We start from the raw sequence: 15,686 nt of genomic DNA, 5'->3' as shown, positions 1-15,686 counted from the left end.
AAAAACCGAGTCATTTAATGTCATGGCTCGGCTTAGTGTTCGATTACTTAAAACCTTTGACCTTCTTTATCAGGTCATAAGCATTTTGAATTTCTTGTGATTTCTCTTTCGCAACATTCATCATCTCTGGCGGTAAACCTTTCGCCATCAATTTATCAGGGTGATGTTCATTCATCAGCTTACGGTAGGCCTTTTTAACTTCCTTACCATCCGCACTTTCACTTACACCTAGAACCTTAAATGCATCGCCCAGTTGGTTTTGTTGTGATGCTTGTTGCCAACCTGACGATTGCCCTTGATGATGACCACCACCAAAGCTTCCACCCTGTTGCTGGAAACGGAATGCCGCCTCTTGCATCTGTAAGCGGCGTTCAAGTTGCTCTGCAGAAAACCCAAGGCCTTGCGCTATTTTATGCAGAACTTGGCGCTCACTCGGGTGCAAACTTCCATCAGCAAATGCAGCAGAGACTTGTAGCTCTAAAAAGAACTGCAGCAAATCAAAACGGCCACCCGATGAGATTTTCACACGCTCAAGTACATCACTTAATGGAAAATCACTCTCTTTGCCGTCACGGAATGCATCTTGTGCCGCTTTACGTTGCTCTCCATGTAGGTTCATGCGCTCCATCATGGTAGAAGCAAGCTGAATCTCTTCAGGTGTTACTTGCCCCTTGGCTTTAGCAACATGTCCCATAACCGCAAAAGCGGATTTAAAAAACTCGTTCTGTCTTTCAGCTTGGCTTGGGCCTCGACCAAAACCAGAGCTATTGAAGCCTGATTGGTTCAATCGGCGAGCTTTATCGAACTGGTGACCTAAAAATAGGCCAAAAACCAAACCGAGCGGCCCTCCAAATAAAAAGCCAAAAAACGCGCCCAAAATTTTGCCAAATATTTGCATTATGTGTTCTCTATCTATGAATTTTATCTGAGTAATGCTGTCTGATGATGCTGAATGCTAATATTTCCTTTATCATAAGGAAAATGCTTTATTAATTGGATTGATACTAGATCAACCCTCCATCTAGTGACACAGGATAGTTCAACTTCATGCAATCTTTTTCCCGCACCTTGTTAGCCGCGTCTATAAGTACGGCGTTATACGTGTCGACAACTCAAGCTGAAACAATCACCGATAGTAGTGTGCAGGAAATGCCCTCTATAGATCAATGCTTGATCGAGCCCGCTGCAGAAAACGAGACACAACTACCTGCTCATGTTGAGTCAGATCGCTTAGAAGCTATCAATGGCGACAAGGCAATATATTCAGGTGACGTAAGAGTTACGCAAGGGAACAAGACCATCCTTGCAGACAATGTAACCCTACACCAACAAGAAAATATCGTTGTAGCTGAAGGCAACGTAAACTTTAGTGATGGTCAAATCAAATCTATCTCTGACAAAGCGACCAATAATCTAAATACAGATCAAATCGAATTAGAGAATACCCAATACCAGTTCCTTTGCGAACCTGGCCGAGGGGATGCTCAATATATATCTCGTACTGGTAAAGCCGTTTATACCATGGAAGATGGATCTATCACTTCTTGCCCACTGGGTGATAAGTCATGGAGGCTAAAAGCTTCTAGTATCGAGCTAGACCAAGATGAAGAGCAAGCCACATTCTACAATCCACGTTTTGAGATTCTAGATGTTCCTGTTTTCTACATGCCATATCTCACCGTTCCAGTAGGAGATAAACGTAAAACTGGTTTTTTGTACCCAACGATTTCGTACGGTTCAAGTGACGGTTTCGAAACCGAAGTTCCTTTCTATTGGAATATAGCACCAAACTACGATCTACTTATCACAACTAAGTATATGGCAGAGCGTGGAACACAACTAAACAATGAATTCCGTCATTTAAGTGATTTTGGTGAAAGCAATTTAAAATTCGAGTTCCTAGAAAGTGATGATAAATATCCAGAACAAGGCAGTCGTTGGGGGGGACAGTTCAACTTTGAAGGTATCTATAAAGAAGCATGGAAATTTGATATCGATTACTCAAAAGTAAGCGATGTTAACTATTTTTCAGACGTGGATTCGAACATAGGTAACCGTGAAGATGGTCAACTCATGCAATCTGGCCAAATAAGTTATCGTGCATTAAATTGGGATGCTTCTCTCGCAGTTCGTGACTTCCAAGTGCTGACTGATGGAAATACCCAAGCTTATCGCTTAATGCCACAGCTAACATTTAACTATTACGCCCCTATTATTTGGAATTCTGTAGAGGTTGATATGATTAGTCATATCTCTCAATTTGAAACAGATGCAGAAGGAAAACCGACAGCAACACGATTACACATAGAACCAGGATTAAAAGTACCATTAAGTACAACTTGGGGAACATGGACAACCGAGGCTCGCCTGCTTGGAACATACTATAACCAAGATTTATCTGGTGTCGATACGACAACTGGGCCTGAAACTAACCCATATTACGGGCTCGAAGATAGTGTTTCTCGTGTAATACCAGAATTCAGAAGTCATGCTGGTATTGTACTTGAACGCGACACTACGTTTATGAATGGTTACACACAGACTCTTGAGCCACAGGTTCAATATCTTTACGTACCGGAGAAAGATCAATCTAACATTGGTCGTTATGATACAACTTTACTACAAACTGATTATTACGGGTTGTTTAGAAGCCGTAAATACAGTGGCGTTGATTTTATAGCAGCTGCAAATCAACTAAGCTATGGTGCCTCTTCTCGTTTCTTTGATGACGAATACAAAGAGCGTCTTAATATCTCTTTCGGCCAAATATTTTATATCGACAAAGAAACAAAACAATCATCTAGCAGCATCGATTCAACAGAAAAGTCTAATTATTCGTCTTGGGCAGTTGAAGTCGATTTTAACTACGATGATTACCTGTTTTATCACGGTGGCGTCCAATACGATATCGACTCAGCAGAAATGCAATTAGCCAATAGTACGATTGAATATAAAATAGATGCTAACGGTTTTATTCAAGCAAACTATCGCTACGTAACCAAAGAGTACATTGAAGACAATGTCGGTGAGACCATTACTAATATAGACGAGATAACACGCGAAGGTATCTCACAAGCAGGTTTAGTTACAGGCTACCAGTTCACTCCAAAATGGTATGCTAGCGCCCAGTACTATCATGATATGAATGAAAACATCGCTATCGAGTGGTTAGCTAACCTGCGCTATAAAGATGATTGTTGGTATGTAGGGGTTACGTATAGCAACGAACTCAGAAGCTGGACTGGTAGCGGCTACTCAGATATCAACGCTGATCCTGTTTACGAAAACAACTTTAGTGTTAATTTTGGTATTGTAGGCTTCGGTACATCTGCTGGATCTGGATCAAATGTTTCGGGCTTCGATAGCTCTGGAAACTCTTTAGAATACGGTCGCCCATTCTTCTTAAACAACTAATTTTCTTTACTGATAGAGCATCAGTGAATTTAAAGGATTACACATGACATTGTGGAAACGCACATTAATTGCCATTGCAGCAGCTTGTACTTTATCAACAAGCTATGCTGCGCCGGTCGAGCTAGACAGCGTAAAAGTTATCGTTAACGAAGGCGTTATCTTACAAAGCGACATCGATGCTTCGATGAAGACGCTGCGTGCAAACGCTAAAAAAAGCGGTCAAACACTGCCATCACAAGACGTGCTCAATGAGCAAGTGCTCGAGAAGCTGATCATCGATACTATTCAAACTCAAGAAGCGGAGCGTATTGGCGTTCGTATTGATGATGCTCGACTTGATCAAGCAATTGAAGGAATCGCGAAAGACAACAACCAAACGGTAGAACAATTAACGGCATCGGTTGCTGAAGAAGGCCTGAGCTACAACGCATTTCGTGAGCAAGTAAGAAAAGAGATCGCGGCAAGTGAAGCTCGTAACGCTCTCGTTCGCCGTCGTATCAATATCCTTCCTGCAGAAGTAGACAACCTAGCGGATATTCTTGCTCAAGAGACTAACGCGACAGTTCAATACAAAATTGGCCATATTCAACTTCGCTTTAACGATGACCAAACCAAAGAAGAACTAGAAGCCCAAGCTAAAGAGCTAGTTGAAGAGCTCAACTCAGGTAAAGATTTCAGCACCATGGCATATACTTACTCAAAAGGCCCTAAAGCACTACAAGGTGGTGATTGGGGTTGGATGCGTAAAGAAGAGATGCCAACCATTTTTGCAGACCAAATCAAAATGCAGAACAAAGGCAGCATCATCGGTCCTTTCCGAAGCGGTGTTGGTTTCCATATTCTAAAAATTGAAGATGTGAAAGGTTTGGAAACTGTTGCGGTAACGGAAGTGAATGCTCGTCATATTCTGATTAAACCAACCGTAATCTTAAGTGACGATGGTGCAAAAGAACAACTTGAAGAAATAACACGCCGCGTAAACGCAGGTGAAGCGAGCTTTGGTGACCTTGCACAACAATACAGTCAAGACCCAGGGTCTGCAGTACAAGACGGTGAACTTGGCTACCAAACTCCAGATCTATACGTTCCCGAGTTCAAACACCAAGTAGAAACACTACCGGAAGGCAAGATCAGCGCACCATTCAAAACTGTGCACGGTTGGCACATTGTTGAAGTACTGGACCGCCGTGAGGTTGACCGCACGGATTCAGCATTAAAGAACAAAGCTTACCAAATTCTATTTAACCGTAAGTTCAACGAAGAAGCAGGTGCTTGGCTGCAAGAAATAAGAGCAAGTGCCTTTGTTGAAATGGTTGAGGACGACCAAGATGACAACTAAACGTATTGTCATAACCGCAGGTGAACCCGCGGGGATAGGTCCAGATTTGACTCTGGCTCTATCTCAAGAAAGCTGGCCTCATCAACTCGTGGTCTGTGCCGATAAAACACTGCTAGCCGAGCGAGCTAAAATCCTTGGTATCGAAGTGGAACTGTTGGATTACGACGCAAACGCGGCTAAGCAACCTCAACGCGCAGGCACACTAGTAGTAAAGCACGTGCCACTAGCTGAAACGGCAATAGCAGGTCAACTCAACGAAGCTAACGGCCATTACGTATTAAATACTTTAGAAACCGCAGCAATTGGCTGTATGAATGATGAATTTGATGCTATTGTCACCGGCCCTGTTCACAAGGGTGTAATTAACCGAGCTGGCGTTGCTTTTAGTGGCCATACCGAGTTCTTTGCAGAAAAGTCCAATACACCACTCGTGGTGATGATGTTGGCAACAGAAGGGCTGCGTGTTGCGCTAGTAACAACGCACATCCCACTAGCTTATGTATCTCAAGCAGTGACCGAAGACAGATTAGAGCAAATCATTGCTATTCTGAATCAAGACTTGGTTGAAAAATTTGCAATTGAGAAACCGACTATCTACGTATGTGGCTTGAATCCACATGCGGGTGAAGATGGTTGTTTAGGACGTGAAGAGATAGAAACTATCACTCCAACGCTAGAAAAAATTCGCCAAAAAGATGGCATCAACTTAGTTGGCCCATTGCCAGCAGATACCATCTTTAATGAAAAATATTTGCAAGATGCAGATGCTGTTTTAGGTATGTATCACGACCAAGTACTCCCGGTATTGAAATACAAAGGGTTTGGTCGCTCAGTGAACATCACGCTTGGCTTACCGTTTATTCGTACATCTGTCGACCACGGTACCGCCTTAGACTTGGCAGGGAAAGGCCAAGCCGATACAGGGAGCTTTAGAACAGCGCTCACGCACGCCATTGAATTAGTAGAGAAAAAGCAATGAGAAATGATGTCCACTTAGGGCACAAAGCGCGTAAACGTTTTGGTCAAAACTTCCTTAACGATCCATACATTATTGATGGCATCGTATCGAGCATTAACCCACTACCGGGTCAAAACCTAGTAGAAATCGGTCCAGGTCTAGGCGCAATTACTGAGCCTGTGGGTAAGCTTGTCGATAAATTTACCGTTATCGAATTGGATAGAGATCTTGCAGAGCGTCTTCGTAACCATCCAGATCTGGCTGATAAGCTAACGATCCGTGAAGGCGATGCGATGAAGTTCGATTTCCAAGAACTGGTTAAGCCAAATAATAAGCTGCGTATCTTTGGTAACTTGCCATACAACATCTCGACACCATTGATGTTCCACCTTTTTGAATTCCATAAAGACGTACAAGACATGCACTTTATGCTTCAAAAAGAAGTGGTGAACCGCCTAGCTGCGGGACCTGGTAGCAAAGCATATGGTCGTTTGACGGTGATGGCTCAGTACTACTGTAAAGTAACACCTGTACTAGAAGTGCCACCGACAGCCTTCGTTCCGCCACCGAAAGTAGACTCTGCAGTTGTACGCCTACAGCCATACGAAGTGCTACCTTACCCGGCAAAAGATCTAAAATGGCTTGATCGCGTATGTCGCGAAGGCTTTAACCAGCGTCGTAAAACAGTTCGTAACTGCTACAAGAGCTTAATCGATAAGGAAGTGCTTGAAGAGCTAGGCATCAACCCAAGCATGCGCCCAGAGAACTTAACGCTCGAACAGTTTGTCGACATGGCAAACTGGTTGTACGACAGTCACAACGCTGACAAATAAATAAAAAGGCTCCTACACTTCGGTTAGGAGCCTTTTTTATGTAATACTTTAATTACATTAAGTATATCAACAACAAAAGGTGCGAATATGGATATATCTACGCCTTGTATCAAATGCCAGGTTCACTCTAAGTACATAGAAGAACAATCTGAGCCAACGAAAAATCGTTATGTCTTCGCCTACATTATTACCATCAAAAACCTAAGTAAAACAACAGTTCAGCTTATGTCTCGCCGCTGGTTAATTACCGACTCTAACGGTAAGCAACTCACCATTGAGGGTGACGGTGTGGTTGGACAACAGCCCGTGATTGAAGCCAACGACGAATACACTTATACGAGTGGCACTGTCATAGAAACGCCTGTTGGCGTTATGCAAGGTCACTATGTGATGACCGATAACAAGGGCATTGATTTTATTACCGAAGTTGACCCCTTTAGACTCGCAATCCCTAACATTCTTAATTAGTCATACATCGGTATCTACAGGAAATTATTGTGTCGAATTATATTGTCGGAGATATCCAAGGGTGCTTCGACGAACTTCAATTACTGCTTGAAACTATTAACTTTGATAAACACCAAGATACTTTATGGGTCGCTGGAGACCTAGTGGCCCGAGGCCCAAAATCATTAGAGACTCTACGCTTTATTCGTAGCCTTGGTGATGCAGCTAAGGTTGTATTAGGTAACCATGACTTACATCTTCTTGCGGTTTCCTTAGGATTATTTCCGGCGAAACCAAAAGATAAAACTAAAGCTATCCTTGATGCTGAAGATCGTGAGCCGCTACTCGAATGGTTAAGGCAACAACCTTTGCTTCAAGAACACCCAGAATTCGTAATGTGTCACGCAGGTATATCGCCCCAGTGGGACCTAGACAGAGCACGTATTGAAAATCGAGAGATCGTATCCTTGCTGAAGTCGGATAAATGGCAGTGGCTCGTCGAGAGCATGTACAGTAATTTACCGGATTTATGGCATCAAGATTTACATGATATTGAGCGCTATCGCTATGCGATCAATAGTCTCACGAGAATGCGCTTCTGCTTTGAAGATGGTCGACTCGACATGGCATGTAAACTACCACCTAATGAAATTACCGATGAACCATTGGTACCATGGTTTGACCTTCCGCAACGCATAAAGCTAGATAAAACCGTTGTTTTTGGGCACTGGGCGGCACTTGAAGGCTATAACGGAAAAGACGTGATTGGACTTGATACCGGGTGCGTCTGGGGAGGAGAATTGACGATACTTCGCTGGGAAGACAAACAGTTTTTTACTCAAAAAGCACTATAAGAACGAGATACGAGATACGAGATACGAGATACGAGATACGAGATACGAGATACGAGATACGAGATACGAGATGCTTGCGCTACTGATGAAGCAGCGCAAGCGTTTTTAAACTTTAGACCTTAGCGCTCGAGGATCACAAACTCCATATTATGTTTGTTCTTCTCATCCGCTTGATACGTATCGCTAAAGCTCTGCTCCCAACCTTCTCCCCAGTCTGGGAATTGAGTGTCACCATCGACATCAAAATCAATATAGGTCAAGTACAACTTGTCTGCTTTAGGTAGGCAGCTTTCATAGATTGAACCACCACCGATGATCATTACTTCTTCAGCATCAATGACTAACTCTAATGCTTCGTCAATCGAAGTAACCGTTGTCACCCCCTCAATTTCCAAGGTCGCATCACGGCTGATCACAACATTCAACCGCCCCGGTAAAGGACGACCAATTGAATCGTAGGTCTTACGTCCCATCACGACAGGTTTACCCATAGTCGAGCGCTTGAACCATGCGAAATCCGCAGGTAAATGCCAAGGCATTTGATTGTCTTTACCAATTACACGGTTGTTCGCCATTGCCGCAATCATGCTGATGATCATAAATCGAAAGTCCTGTCCTAAAAAAATTAACGCTAGACGATAGGTCTACGACGGTAGAATAACAGCCCTGGCACAGCTAAGCCAACCGCCAGCCCTGCGATAATGAACATCGATTTCAAAAAGTTCTCCATCAACATCGCCAGTAACTCGGGCGTGTAACCAGCCCGATTAATCTCAACCATGGCAATCATTGCCTTGAAGGCAAATACACCCGGCACCATAGGAATCAGAGCCGCGACTGTAAACACCTTGGGATGAGCCAACAACTTATGTGACCAATGCACACCTATAAGGCCAACCACAGTTGCGGCGAAGAAGGTTGCCCATTCAATTGGAATCCCAAAGTGCATCATCAAATAACGGCTACCGTGACCGATAGAACCACCCAGGGCACAATAAATTAAAGCGCGTTGTGGGACATTAAATACCAGTGCGAACCCTACAGCAGGGATTGCTGCGAAAAACATATCGTTGAACAAACCTAAAAACAGTTCGAAAATACTCATTAGCTCGCCCAACCCCAAACATCAGATAGACTCATCGCCGCAACAATTCCCAAGCTCGTCGCCAGAGTTAATAAACTGGCCATGGTAAACCGCGCTAGCCCCATATTAATGTGACCTTTGAGCATATCAGCAACGGAGTTGATCAAAGGGAAACCTGGTACTAGCATCAATACCGATGAAGCCATCACGATCGTGGGTTGACCTCCAATATTGTAAAGTACTGCCTGAGCAGAGATGGTCGTGGTAACGAATGCTGTGATAGCAAAATTTAATAATGGATTGAAATGGCGATGACCAATCTCCTGTCTGACGATCATACCGCAGGCTGAAGCGATAAAGGTCATCATGAATACCTGCCAATCTCCGCCTGCAAGGCGGCTAAAAGAGGCACACGATAATCCAATCATCACGACAACCAACCAGCGATTATAACGTTCAGGGCTGATCCCTTGGATCTTCTTGTAAGCCAAATCATAATCAAGAATTCCCTTCTCCATCATGATGCAAATTCGTTGAATGTCGGTGATAACCTGCATGTTAATACCACGATCAGCACAACTTCGAGTAGTGGTAATGCAGTGATCATTCATTACTGTTGTCACAACCAACGCATTGGCTGACAGTGCAACTTCAACCTCATCCACTCCACAAGCAACACCGATACGGCGCATGATATCGCCGACCAATGTGCTTTCAGCCCCGTGAGCTAATAACATTTGTCCAGATTGAGCGACGAGTCTTGAGATCGCTCTTTGTTTTGATGCCATGATTTCCCTTCCATAGGCGTTAAATATCTAGAATAAATTCTGCATTAAAGTTCGGCAGTACATAATGATTTAGATACAAAAAAACCGCAATTTTCATTGCGGTTTAATAAAACTATCAGTGTTCTTGGAAGAAGCGACCGATGCGTTATGAGAAATTAAGAAGATCAGTCACGAACATAGATAACATGACCGTCATCTTCTTCGTCATCCCAATCGTCCCAATCGTCGTCATCTTCAGTAACGACATTCTTACCGCTCATCGCATCTTTATGGTAGTCATCCCACATAAAGTCTACTTTTTCTTCTTCTTCAACTTCTACAACTTCACGAGGTAGGTTTTCCATAAACTCGCCTAGTTTAAAGCAAAGATCTTTAGTGCCGATTTTATTCACAGCAGAGATCTTGAAGTACTCGCCTTCCCAGCCCAAAGCATCGATGATTTCTTGAATCTTTTCGTCTGCTTCGTCTTCTGGCATTAGGTCAACTTTGTTGAACACTAACCAACGAGGTTTCTGTGAAACTTTTTCACTGTATTGCTCAAGCTCATCGATGATCGTTAGTGCATTCTGAATCGGATCAGATTGATCGATCGGCATGATATCGATCATATGCAGAAGAACACGACAGCGCTCAAGGTGCTTAAGGAAACGAATACCAAGACCGGCGCCATCCGCAGCGCCTTCGATTAGACCTGGGATATCGGCAACAACAAAGCTCTTTTCAGGAACAACACTGACCACACCCAAGCTTGGGATCAAGGTAGTAAACGGGTAATCCGCTACTTTTGGTTTCGCAGCAGATACTGAACGAATAAAGGTAGATTTACCCGCATTTGGTAGGCCAAGCATACCAACATCAGCTAATAGAAGAAGCTCTAAGCGCAGTTCACGAACTTCGCCTTTAGTACCCATTGTCTTTTGACGAGGAGCACGGTTAACAGACGATTTAAAACGCGTGTTACCAAGACCGTGCCAACCACCTTTACCAACCATTACTTTCTTGCCGTGTTCAGCAACTTCAGCAACGATTTCGTTGGTGTGAATATCAACCGCACGAGTACCTACAGGCACTTTCAGTGTAATGTCTTTACCGCGCTTACCTGTACAGTTACCACCGCGACCGTTCTCACCACGCTCCGCGTTGTAAAAACGCTGGAAACGATAATCGATCAGTGTGTTCAAGTTTTCATCCGCTTGGATGTAAACATCACCACCGTCACCGCCGTCACCGCCGTCAGGGCCGCCTTTAGCGACGAACTTCTCGCGCCAAAAGCTAACTGTACCATTACCGCCATCACCGGCTTCTATTTTTACTACCGCTTCATCAACGAATTTCATTTTTTAACTCCGCACTTACGTTGCGTTACCACTCATCAAGGAGTGATATAAATTCTAGCAGATCCGTGTTTAGATCGATCACCTAAGATCTAGGCCGACCTGCAACCAAGGAACAAATAAGGAGAGGTTCTTTGCTTTTTATGTATTAAGAACTACAAGGCTTCTTAAAAGCCAAACTGTTTCTCAAAAAATAAAGCCAGAGCGTCTGCTTTTTTATTCTTGCTATAAATAAAAAACCCTGCCGAATCGGCAGGGCTTTTGAATTCAGCTTGAAAGCTAACAAAATAATCTAGTTAAAGATTAAATTACTCAGCTTCGATGCTTACAAACTTACGGTTTTTAGGACCTTTAACAGCAAATTTCACTTTACCTTCAGTAAGAGCGAAAAGAGTGTGGTCTTTACCGATGCCAACGTTTGTGCCAGCGTGGAACTTAGTACCACGTTGACGAACGATGATGTTACCTGCAAGAACAGATTCACCACCAAAACGCTTAACACCAAGACGTTTGCTTTCTGAATCGCGGCCGTTATTAGTAGAACCGCCAGCTTTTTTATGTGCCATTGTTAAACTCTCCTAATACTTAAGCGTTAATGCCAGTGATTTTCACTTCAGTGAACCACTGACGGTGACCAGCTTGCTTACGCGAGTGCTTACGACGACGGAACTTAACGATTTTTACTTTATCGCCACGACCGTGTTGTACTACTTCTGCAGTAACCTTGCCACCTTCAACAAGAGGTGCACCAACAGCGATTTCTTCGCCGTTAGCAACAAGAAGAACTTTATCAAATTCAACAGTTGCACCAGTTTCAACGTCTAATTTCTCTAAACGAAGTGTTTGACCTTCGCTTACTCGGTGTTGTTTGCCACCAGATTGGAAAACAGCGTACATATTTTACTCCGCTTTTTCCGCACAGCCTATGGTTGTTAATTGTACAACTCGGGTGTGCGCTAAACTAATCAATAGGGCGCAGATTCTACGGGAATCATGGCGCTATGACAAGCCATATTTTTAAAAAATTGGCGAAAACCTGTTCGCCAAAGAAAAGTGCGGCAATCATGCCCTTTAGCGATGTATTAATCAACGTTTTTTAGTGTATTATTCAACAATTAAATACAACGTATAAGCCTTACAGGGTCTAACTTCAGCCGGATGAACAATGGATTTTAAAGCTATCCAAACGCTTACTGCCAATGATATGGCAAAAGTGAATGAAACAATTCAAGCCCAACTTAATTCTGACGTAAGTTTAATCAACCAGCTTGGTTTTTATATCGTTAGCGGTGGTGGCAAACGCCTACGCCCTTTGCTTGCTCTTTTATCTGCTCGCGCACTTGGTTACCAAGGTGAAGCTCATATCACCTCAGCAGCCTTTATCGAGTTTATTCACACCGCCACCCTGCTTCATGATGATGTCGTTGACGAATCGGACATGAGACGCGGTAAAGCGACAGCCAACGCTGCTTTTGGTAATGCTGCTAGCGTTTTGGTGGGTGACTTTATTTATACTCGCTCGTTCCAAATGATGACAACACTAGGATCTTTAAAGATCCTTGAGTTAATGAGTGAAGCGGTAAACGTGATTGCCGAGGGTGAAGTTCAACAATTAATGAACTGCAATAACCCAGACACCACAGAAGAAAGCTACATGCAGGTTATCTACTCTAAGACTGCTCGCTTGTTCGAAGCTGCGACCCAAATTGGTGCGATTCTTACTGAGTCAGCACCTGAAATCGAAACGGCTATGCAGAACTATGGTAAGTACCTAGGCACTGCATTCCAACTGATTGACGATGTGATGGACTACACGGCTGATGGTAAAGAGATGGGCAAGAACGTTGGTGACGACCTAGCCGAAGGCAAACCGACACTGCCTCTACTTTACGCAATGCATAATGGCTCTCCTGAACAAGCAAGCATGATTCGTGAAGCGATTGAAAAAGCGAACGGCATGGAGCGTCTCGACGATATTATGGCTGTAATGAAAGAGACAGGCTCATTAGAGTACACAACTAATAAAGCCTATGAAGAAGCCGATAAAGCGATTGCTGAGCTATCTGTACTGCCTGACTCTGAATATAAGCAAGCACTAACCACACTTGCTCACTTGGCTGTTAAACGCAACAAGTAACTTTGTAGACTGTCTTCTGAATAGACAACATTACATAGATAATAAAAAAGAGCCTTTGGGCTCTTTTTTGATCTGAACAAATATTTCTAAGAGAACCAATTTTAATATCGGCTAGCTTCTAATAATAACGGCAGTTGCGCTTCAATTTCTTCAAGTTCTTCCATTGGCACTGCGTATTGCTCATGCCTATTGTAAGTCTCTACTAAGGCATATTGCTCTTGCTCATCAATAACCAATACTTTTCCTAAGTGCCCCAGATATTCGACATTCATACCCTTCTGAACAGTAGCCATAAAACTTACCCTCAACTTGGTGTTAGAGGAAAATACGAGTAGCTTGAACTCTAGGATCAAAAAAGCCGATCATAATGACCGGCTCTTATTACTTAACTTTTAGGCTGAATTAAATAGCGTCTCGCTTACTTAGCGAACTCAACACCAATCTCAATATCGCCATTTAGCGTTTCAAGCATGCTGTCTAGAGCATTGCGTTCGAAGTCGCTCAGTTCACCGTAGCTAAGGATAGCTTCTGCACCCTCTTTACCAAGTTTAACTGGTTGTGCGAAGAATGGTGCATGCTCGCCTTCACCTTCAACGTATGCACACTCAATCACGTTCTCTTCGCCTTGAAGAGCTTTAACTAATGCAAGACCGAAACGACAAGCCGCTTGACCCATAGACAGTGTCGCACTACCGCCACCCGCTTTAGCTTCTACTACTTCCGTACCAGCATTTTGGATGCGAGTCGTTAGCGCTGCGATTTCTTCGTCAGTGAACTCTACACCTTCAACTTGAGAAAGAAGAGGAAGGATTGTTACACCAGAGTGACCACCAATAACAGGGACACGGATGTCGCCTGGATCTTTATCTTTTAGTTCAGCAACGAACGTTTCAGAACGAATCACATCAAGAGTGGTAATACCGAATAAACGACGCTTATCGTAAACGCCTGCTTTCTTAAGTACTTCAGCCGCGATTGGCACTGTTGTGTTTACTGGGTTAGTGATGATGCCAACACAAGCAGTAGGACAAGTAACTGCGATTTTCTCTGCAAGAGACTTAACAATACCAGCGTTTACATTGAAAAGATCCGCACGATCCATACCTGGCTTACGAGCAACACCCGCAGAAATAAGCACAACATCCGCACCTTCTAGTGCTGGAGTTGGATCTTCACCCGCGTAACCTTTGATCGAAACAGGCGTTGGGATATGGCTAAGATCGGCAGCAACACCCGGTGTTACCGGTGCAATATCGTAAAGTGCAAGATCAGAACCAGCAGGTAGGCGGTTCTTAAGTAGTAGGGCTAGGGCTTGACCGATGCCACCAGCGGCACCAATAACAGCTACTTTCATTGTTATTCTCCTTGAGAGCTTTCTCTTATAAATTCTTTGTAGGGTAATTCTTGAGCTAAATCTAAGTTAAAAACTATATTAATCACAAAGTGATTACAATCAATTAACGCTAGCTTTGCGACTTCGCGCAAGTCAATAAAACCGTGCTACACAGCGAGTTCGCATTATGGCGATAATCAACTGAAATAACAAAATAAGTCGTCGCAAATAACACATTATTCTATTAAATATTTACAGTGATATGACTAACAAATTACTGGGATATTTTGGCTAAAATTGAATATGTATGCGAGAATATGCAAACATCTTTGTTAATGAATAAGAATGACATATGCGCAATACAGAAAAGCAAGACAACTTAGTTCGTGCATTTAAAGCCTTACTAAAAGAAGAACGTTTTGGCTCACAAGGCGAAATTGTGGATGCCCTAAAACACGAAGGTTTTGAAAGCATCAACCAGTCTAAAGTCTCGCGTATGTTAACCAAGTTTGGTGCCGTTCGAACTCGTAACGCAAAAATGGAGATGGTTTACTGTCTTCCTGCTGAGCTTGGCGTCCCGACGGTTTCGAGCTCTTTAAGAGAGTTGGTGTTAGATATTGACCACAACAATGCATTAGTAGTGATACACACTGGCCCTGGCGCAGCGCAACTGATTGCTCGTTTATTAGACTCACTAGGTAAGTCTGAAGGCATACTAGGCGTAGTCGCAGGTGATGATACTATCTTTATCACTCCAACGTTATCGGTTACCACTAAGCAACTGTTTGATTCAGTGTGCGAACTGTTTGAATACGCAGGATAGTTGATCACTGTTTCATAACTATCAGCCTTAGTAATGGATCGCGAACATCTATTCGCTTCGTGATCCAAATCACATCCTAGAATATCTATCTCCCCTTCCTAAAATCACACTAAATCATTGATTTTAAAAAACTCAGTAGCAAATGAAACACGAGTTCTAGACATCATTTGTTAGATTTTTTAGCTATATCTTTTAACATTCGAGTAATTTTCTGCCAATTTTTGATATTATTCAGCCACTTTTTCATCACATGGATTGAAAAAGGTGCCGTTTCCAAATAGGAAACTCCAGAAACGACTACAATTGTTTCAGGGTTAATAATGAATAAAGGAAGGGAAATTC

General features: G+C 43.1%; 17 protein-coding genes. 8 read left to right on the top strand and 9 right to left on the bottom strand.

Translation table 11 applies throughout. The annotated features are described in order from the left end of the window. Window positions 1-43 precede the first annotated feature (43 nt). Window positions 44-898 carry a co-chaperone DjlA gene (gene djlA, locus OCV56_RS01900; protein WP_076657024.1) on the bottom strand — a complete coding sequence of 285 codons (855 nt, stop codon included), beginning with the start codon at window positions 896-898 and terminating at the stop codon, window positions 44-46. 149 nt (window positions 899-1,047) lie between these two features. On the opposite strand from djlA, the gene lptD reads away from it, so the two are divergent. The 6 genes from lptD (at window position 1,048) to apaH (ending at window position 7,845) form a co-directional block, all read left to right on the top strand. Further along, a complete protein-coding gene (gene lptD, locus OCV56_RS01895; protein WP_086713451.1) occupies window positions 1,048-3,414 on the top strand; it encodes an LPS assembly protein LptD in 2,367 nt (788 codons plus the stop codon). A gap of 43 nt (window positions 3,415-3,457) precedes the next feature. Continuing rightward, window positions 3,458-4,753, top strand: a complete 1,296-nt coding sequence (surA, locus tag OCV56_RS01890; protein ID WP_086713452.1) for a peptidylprolyl isomerase SurA — start codon at window positions 3,458-3,460, stop codon at window positions 4,751-4,753. Beyond that, on the top strand, window positions 4,743-5,732 hold the full coding sequence (pdxA, locus tag OCV56_RS01885) for a 4-hydroxythreonine-4-phosphate dehydrogenase PdxA (protein ID WP_086713453.1): 990 nt from the start codon (window positions 4,743-4,745) through the stop codon (window positions 5,730-5,732). The genes surA and pdxA overlap by 11 nt, the downstream gene beginning before the upstream one ends. Beyond that, window positions 5,729-6,544 carry a 16S rRNA (adenine(1518)-N(6)/adenine(1519)-N(6))-dimethyltransferase RsmA gene (gene rsmA, locus OCV56_RS01880; protein WP_017062942.1) on the top strand — a complete coding sequence of 272 codons (816 nt, stop codon included), beginning with the start codon at window positions 5,729-5,731 and terminating at the stop codon, window positions 6,542-6,544. The genes pdxA and rsmA overlap by 4 nt, the downstream gene beginning before the upstream one ends. Before the next feature lie 87 nt (window positions 6,545-6,631). Further along, on the top strand, window positions 6,632-7,012 hold the full coding sequence (gene apaG / locus OCV56_RS01875; protein WP_004735899.1) for a Co2+/Mg2+ efflux protein ApaG: 381 nt from the start codon (window positions 6,632-6,634) through the stop codon (window positions 7,010-7,012). A 29-nt stretch (window positions 7,013-7,041) separates the two neighbouring features. Next, window positions 7,042-7,845 carry a bis(5'-nucleosyl)-tetraphosphatase (symmetrical) ApaH gene (apaH, locus tag OCV56_RS01870; protein WP_086713454.1) on the top strand — a complete coding sequence of 268 codons (804 nt, stop codon included), beginning with the start codon at window positions 7,042-7,044 and terminating at the stop codon, window positions 7,843-7,845. 119 nt (window positions 7,846-7,964) lie between these two features. Here apaH and folA read toward each other — a convergent pair whose 3' ends face one another. From folA to rplU, 6 genes are all read right to left on the bottom strand, one after another. Beyond that, window positions 7,965-8,444, bottom strand: a complete 480-nt coding sequence (gene folA, locus OCV56_RS01865) for a type 3 dihydrofolate reductase (RefSeq protein WP_086713455.1) — start codon at window positions 8,442-8,444, stop codon at window positions 7,965-7,967. Between the two features lie 32 nt (window positions 8,445-8,476). After that, window positions 8,477-8,950: a threonine/serine exporter family protein gene (locus OCV56_RS01860; protein ID WP_167373174.1), complete on the bottom strand. Its 474-nt coding sequence runs from the start codon at window positions 8,948-8,950 to the stop codon at window positions 8,477-8,479. Then, window positions 8,950-9,717, bottom strand: a complete 768-nt coding sequence (locus tag OCV56_RS01855; protein WP_086713457.1) for a threonine/serine exporter family protein — start codon at window positions 9,715-9,717, stop codon at window positions 8,950-8,952. The genes OCV56_RS01860 and OCV56_RS01855 overlap by 1 nt, the downstream gene beginning before the upstream one ends. 164 nt (window positions 9,718-9,881) lie before the next feature. Continuing rightward, on the bottom strand, window positions 9,882-11,054 hold the full coding sequence (gene cgtA / locus OCV56_RS01850) for an Obg family GTPase CgtA (RefSeq protein ID WP_017061377.1): 1,173 nt from the start codon (window positions 11,052-11,054) through the stop codon (window positions 9,882-9,884). A gap of 305 nt (window positions 11,055-11,359) precedes the next feature. Further along, the gene (gene rpmA, locus OCV56_RS01845) at window positions 11,360-11,617 is read right to left on the bottom strand and encodes a 50S ribosomal protein L27 (RefSeq protein ID WP_004735905.1); all 258 of its coding nucleotides are present in this window, start codon (window positions 11,615-11,617) and stop codon (window positions 11,360-11,362) included. A gap of 19 nt (window positions 11,618-11,636) precedes the next feature. Beyond that, a complete protein-coding gene (gene rplU, locus OCV56_RS01840; protein WP_004740823.1) occupies window positions 11,637-11,948 on the bottom strand; it encodes a 50S ribosomal protein L21 in 312 nt (103 codons plus the stop codon). A 268-nt stretch (window positions 11,949-12,216) separates the two neighbouring features. Here rplU and ispB point away from each other — a divergent pair, with 268 nt between their 5' ends. Then, complete coding sequence (gene ispB, locus OCV56_RS01835; RefSeq protein ID WP_086713458.1) at window positions 12,217-13,188, top strand: octaprenyl diphosphate synthase; 972 nt, start codon at window positions 12,217-12,219, stop codon at window positions 13,186-13,188. A 101-nt stretch (window positions 13,189-13,289) separates the two neighbouring features. Here the strand turns inward: ispB and OCV56_RS01830 are convergent, their stop codons facing one another. Then, entirely contained in the window at window positions 13,290-13,481 is a 192-nt protein-coding gene (locus OCV56_RS01830) for a hypothetical protein (RefSeq protein WP_086713459.1), read from the bottom strand. A gap of 125 nt (window positions 13,482-13,606) precedes the next feature. Beyond that, complete coding sequence (mdh, locus tag OCV56_RS01825; RefSeq protein WP_009847834.1) at window positions 13,607-14,542, bottom strand: malate dehydrogenase; 936 nt, start codon at window positions 14,540-14,542, stop codon at window positions 13,607-13,609. 331 nt (window positions 14,543-14,873) lie between these two features. Here mdh and argR point away from each other — a divergent pair, with 331 nt between their 5' ends. Beyond that, entirely contained in the window at window positions 14,874-15,344 is a 471-nt protein-coding gene (gene argR / locus OCV56_RS01820; protein WP_004740827.1) for a transcriptional regulator ArgR, read from the top strand. Window positions 15,345-15,686: the final 342 nt, after the last annotated feature.

Origin of the sequence: Vibrio gigantis (genome assembly GCF_024347515.1) — a bacterium.
Lineage (GTDB): Bacteria > Pseudomonadota > Gammaproteobacteria > Enterobacterales > Vibrionaceae > Vibrio > Vibrio gigantis.
Note: the sequence above shows the minus strand (reverse complement) of the source record. Positions and strands in the feature narration are given on the sequence as shown.

Coding starts and splice junctions, on each gene's coding strand:
- djlA (WP_076657024.1), bottom strand. CDS start 898: ATGCAAATATTTGGCAAAATTTTGGGCGCGTTTTTTGGCTTTTTATTT.
- lptD (WP_086713451.1), top strand. CDS start 1,048: ATGCAATCTTTTTCCCGCACCTTGTTAGCCGCGTCTATAAGTACGGCG.
- surA (WP_086713452.1), top strand. CDS start 3,458: ATGACATTGTGGAAACGCACATTAATTGCCATTGCAGCAGCTTGTACT.
- pdxA (WP_086713453.1), top strand. CDS start 4,743: ATGACAACTAAACGTATTGTCATAACCGCAGGTGAACCCGCGGGGATA.
- rsmA (WP_017062942.1), top strand. CDS start 5,729: ATGAGAAATGATGTCCACTTAGGGCACAAAGCGCGTAAACGTTTTGGT.
- apaG (WP_004735899.1), top strand. CDS start 6,632: ATGGATATATCTACGCCTTGTATCAAATGCCAGGTTCACTCTAAGTAC.
- folA (WP_086713455.1), bottom strand. CDS start 8,444: ATGATCATCAGCATGATTGCGGCAATGGCGAACAACCGTGTAATTGGT.
- OCV56_RS01860 (WP_167373174.1), bottom strand. CDS start 8,950: ATGAGTATTTTCGAACTGTTTTTAGGTTTGTTCAACGATATGTTTTTC.
- OCV56_RS01855 (WP_086713457.1), bottom strand. CDS start 9,717: ATGGCATCAAAACAAAGAGCGATCTCAAGACTCGTCGCTCAATCTGGA.
- cgtA (WP_017061377.1), bottom strand. CDS start 11,054: ATGAAATTCGTTGATGAAGCGGTAGTAAAAATAGAAGCCGGTGATGGC.
- rpmA (WP_004735905.1), bottom strand. CDS start 11,617: ATGGCACATAAAAAAGCTGGCGGTTCTACTAATAACGGCCGCGATTCA.
- rplU (WP_004740823.1), bottom strand. CDS start 11,948: ATGTACGCTGTTTTCCAATCTGGTGGCAAACAACACCGAGTAAGCGAA.
- ispB (WP_086713458.1), top strand. CDS start 12,217: ATGGATTTTAAAGCTATCCAAACGCTTACTGCCAATGATATGGCAAAA.
- OCV56_RS01830 (WP_086713459.1), bottom strand. CDS start 13,481: ATGGCTACTGTTCAGAAGGGTATGAATGTCGAATATCTGGGGCACTTA.
- mdh (WP_009847834.1), bottom strand. CDS start 14,542: ATGAAAGTAGCTGTTATTGGTGCCGCTGGTGGCATCGGTCAAGCCCTA.
- argR (WP_004740827.1), top strand. CDS start 14,874: ATGCGCAATACAGAAAAGCAAGACAACTTAGTTCGTGCATTTAAAGCC.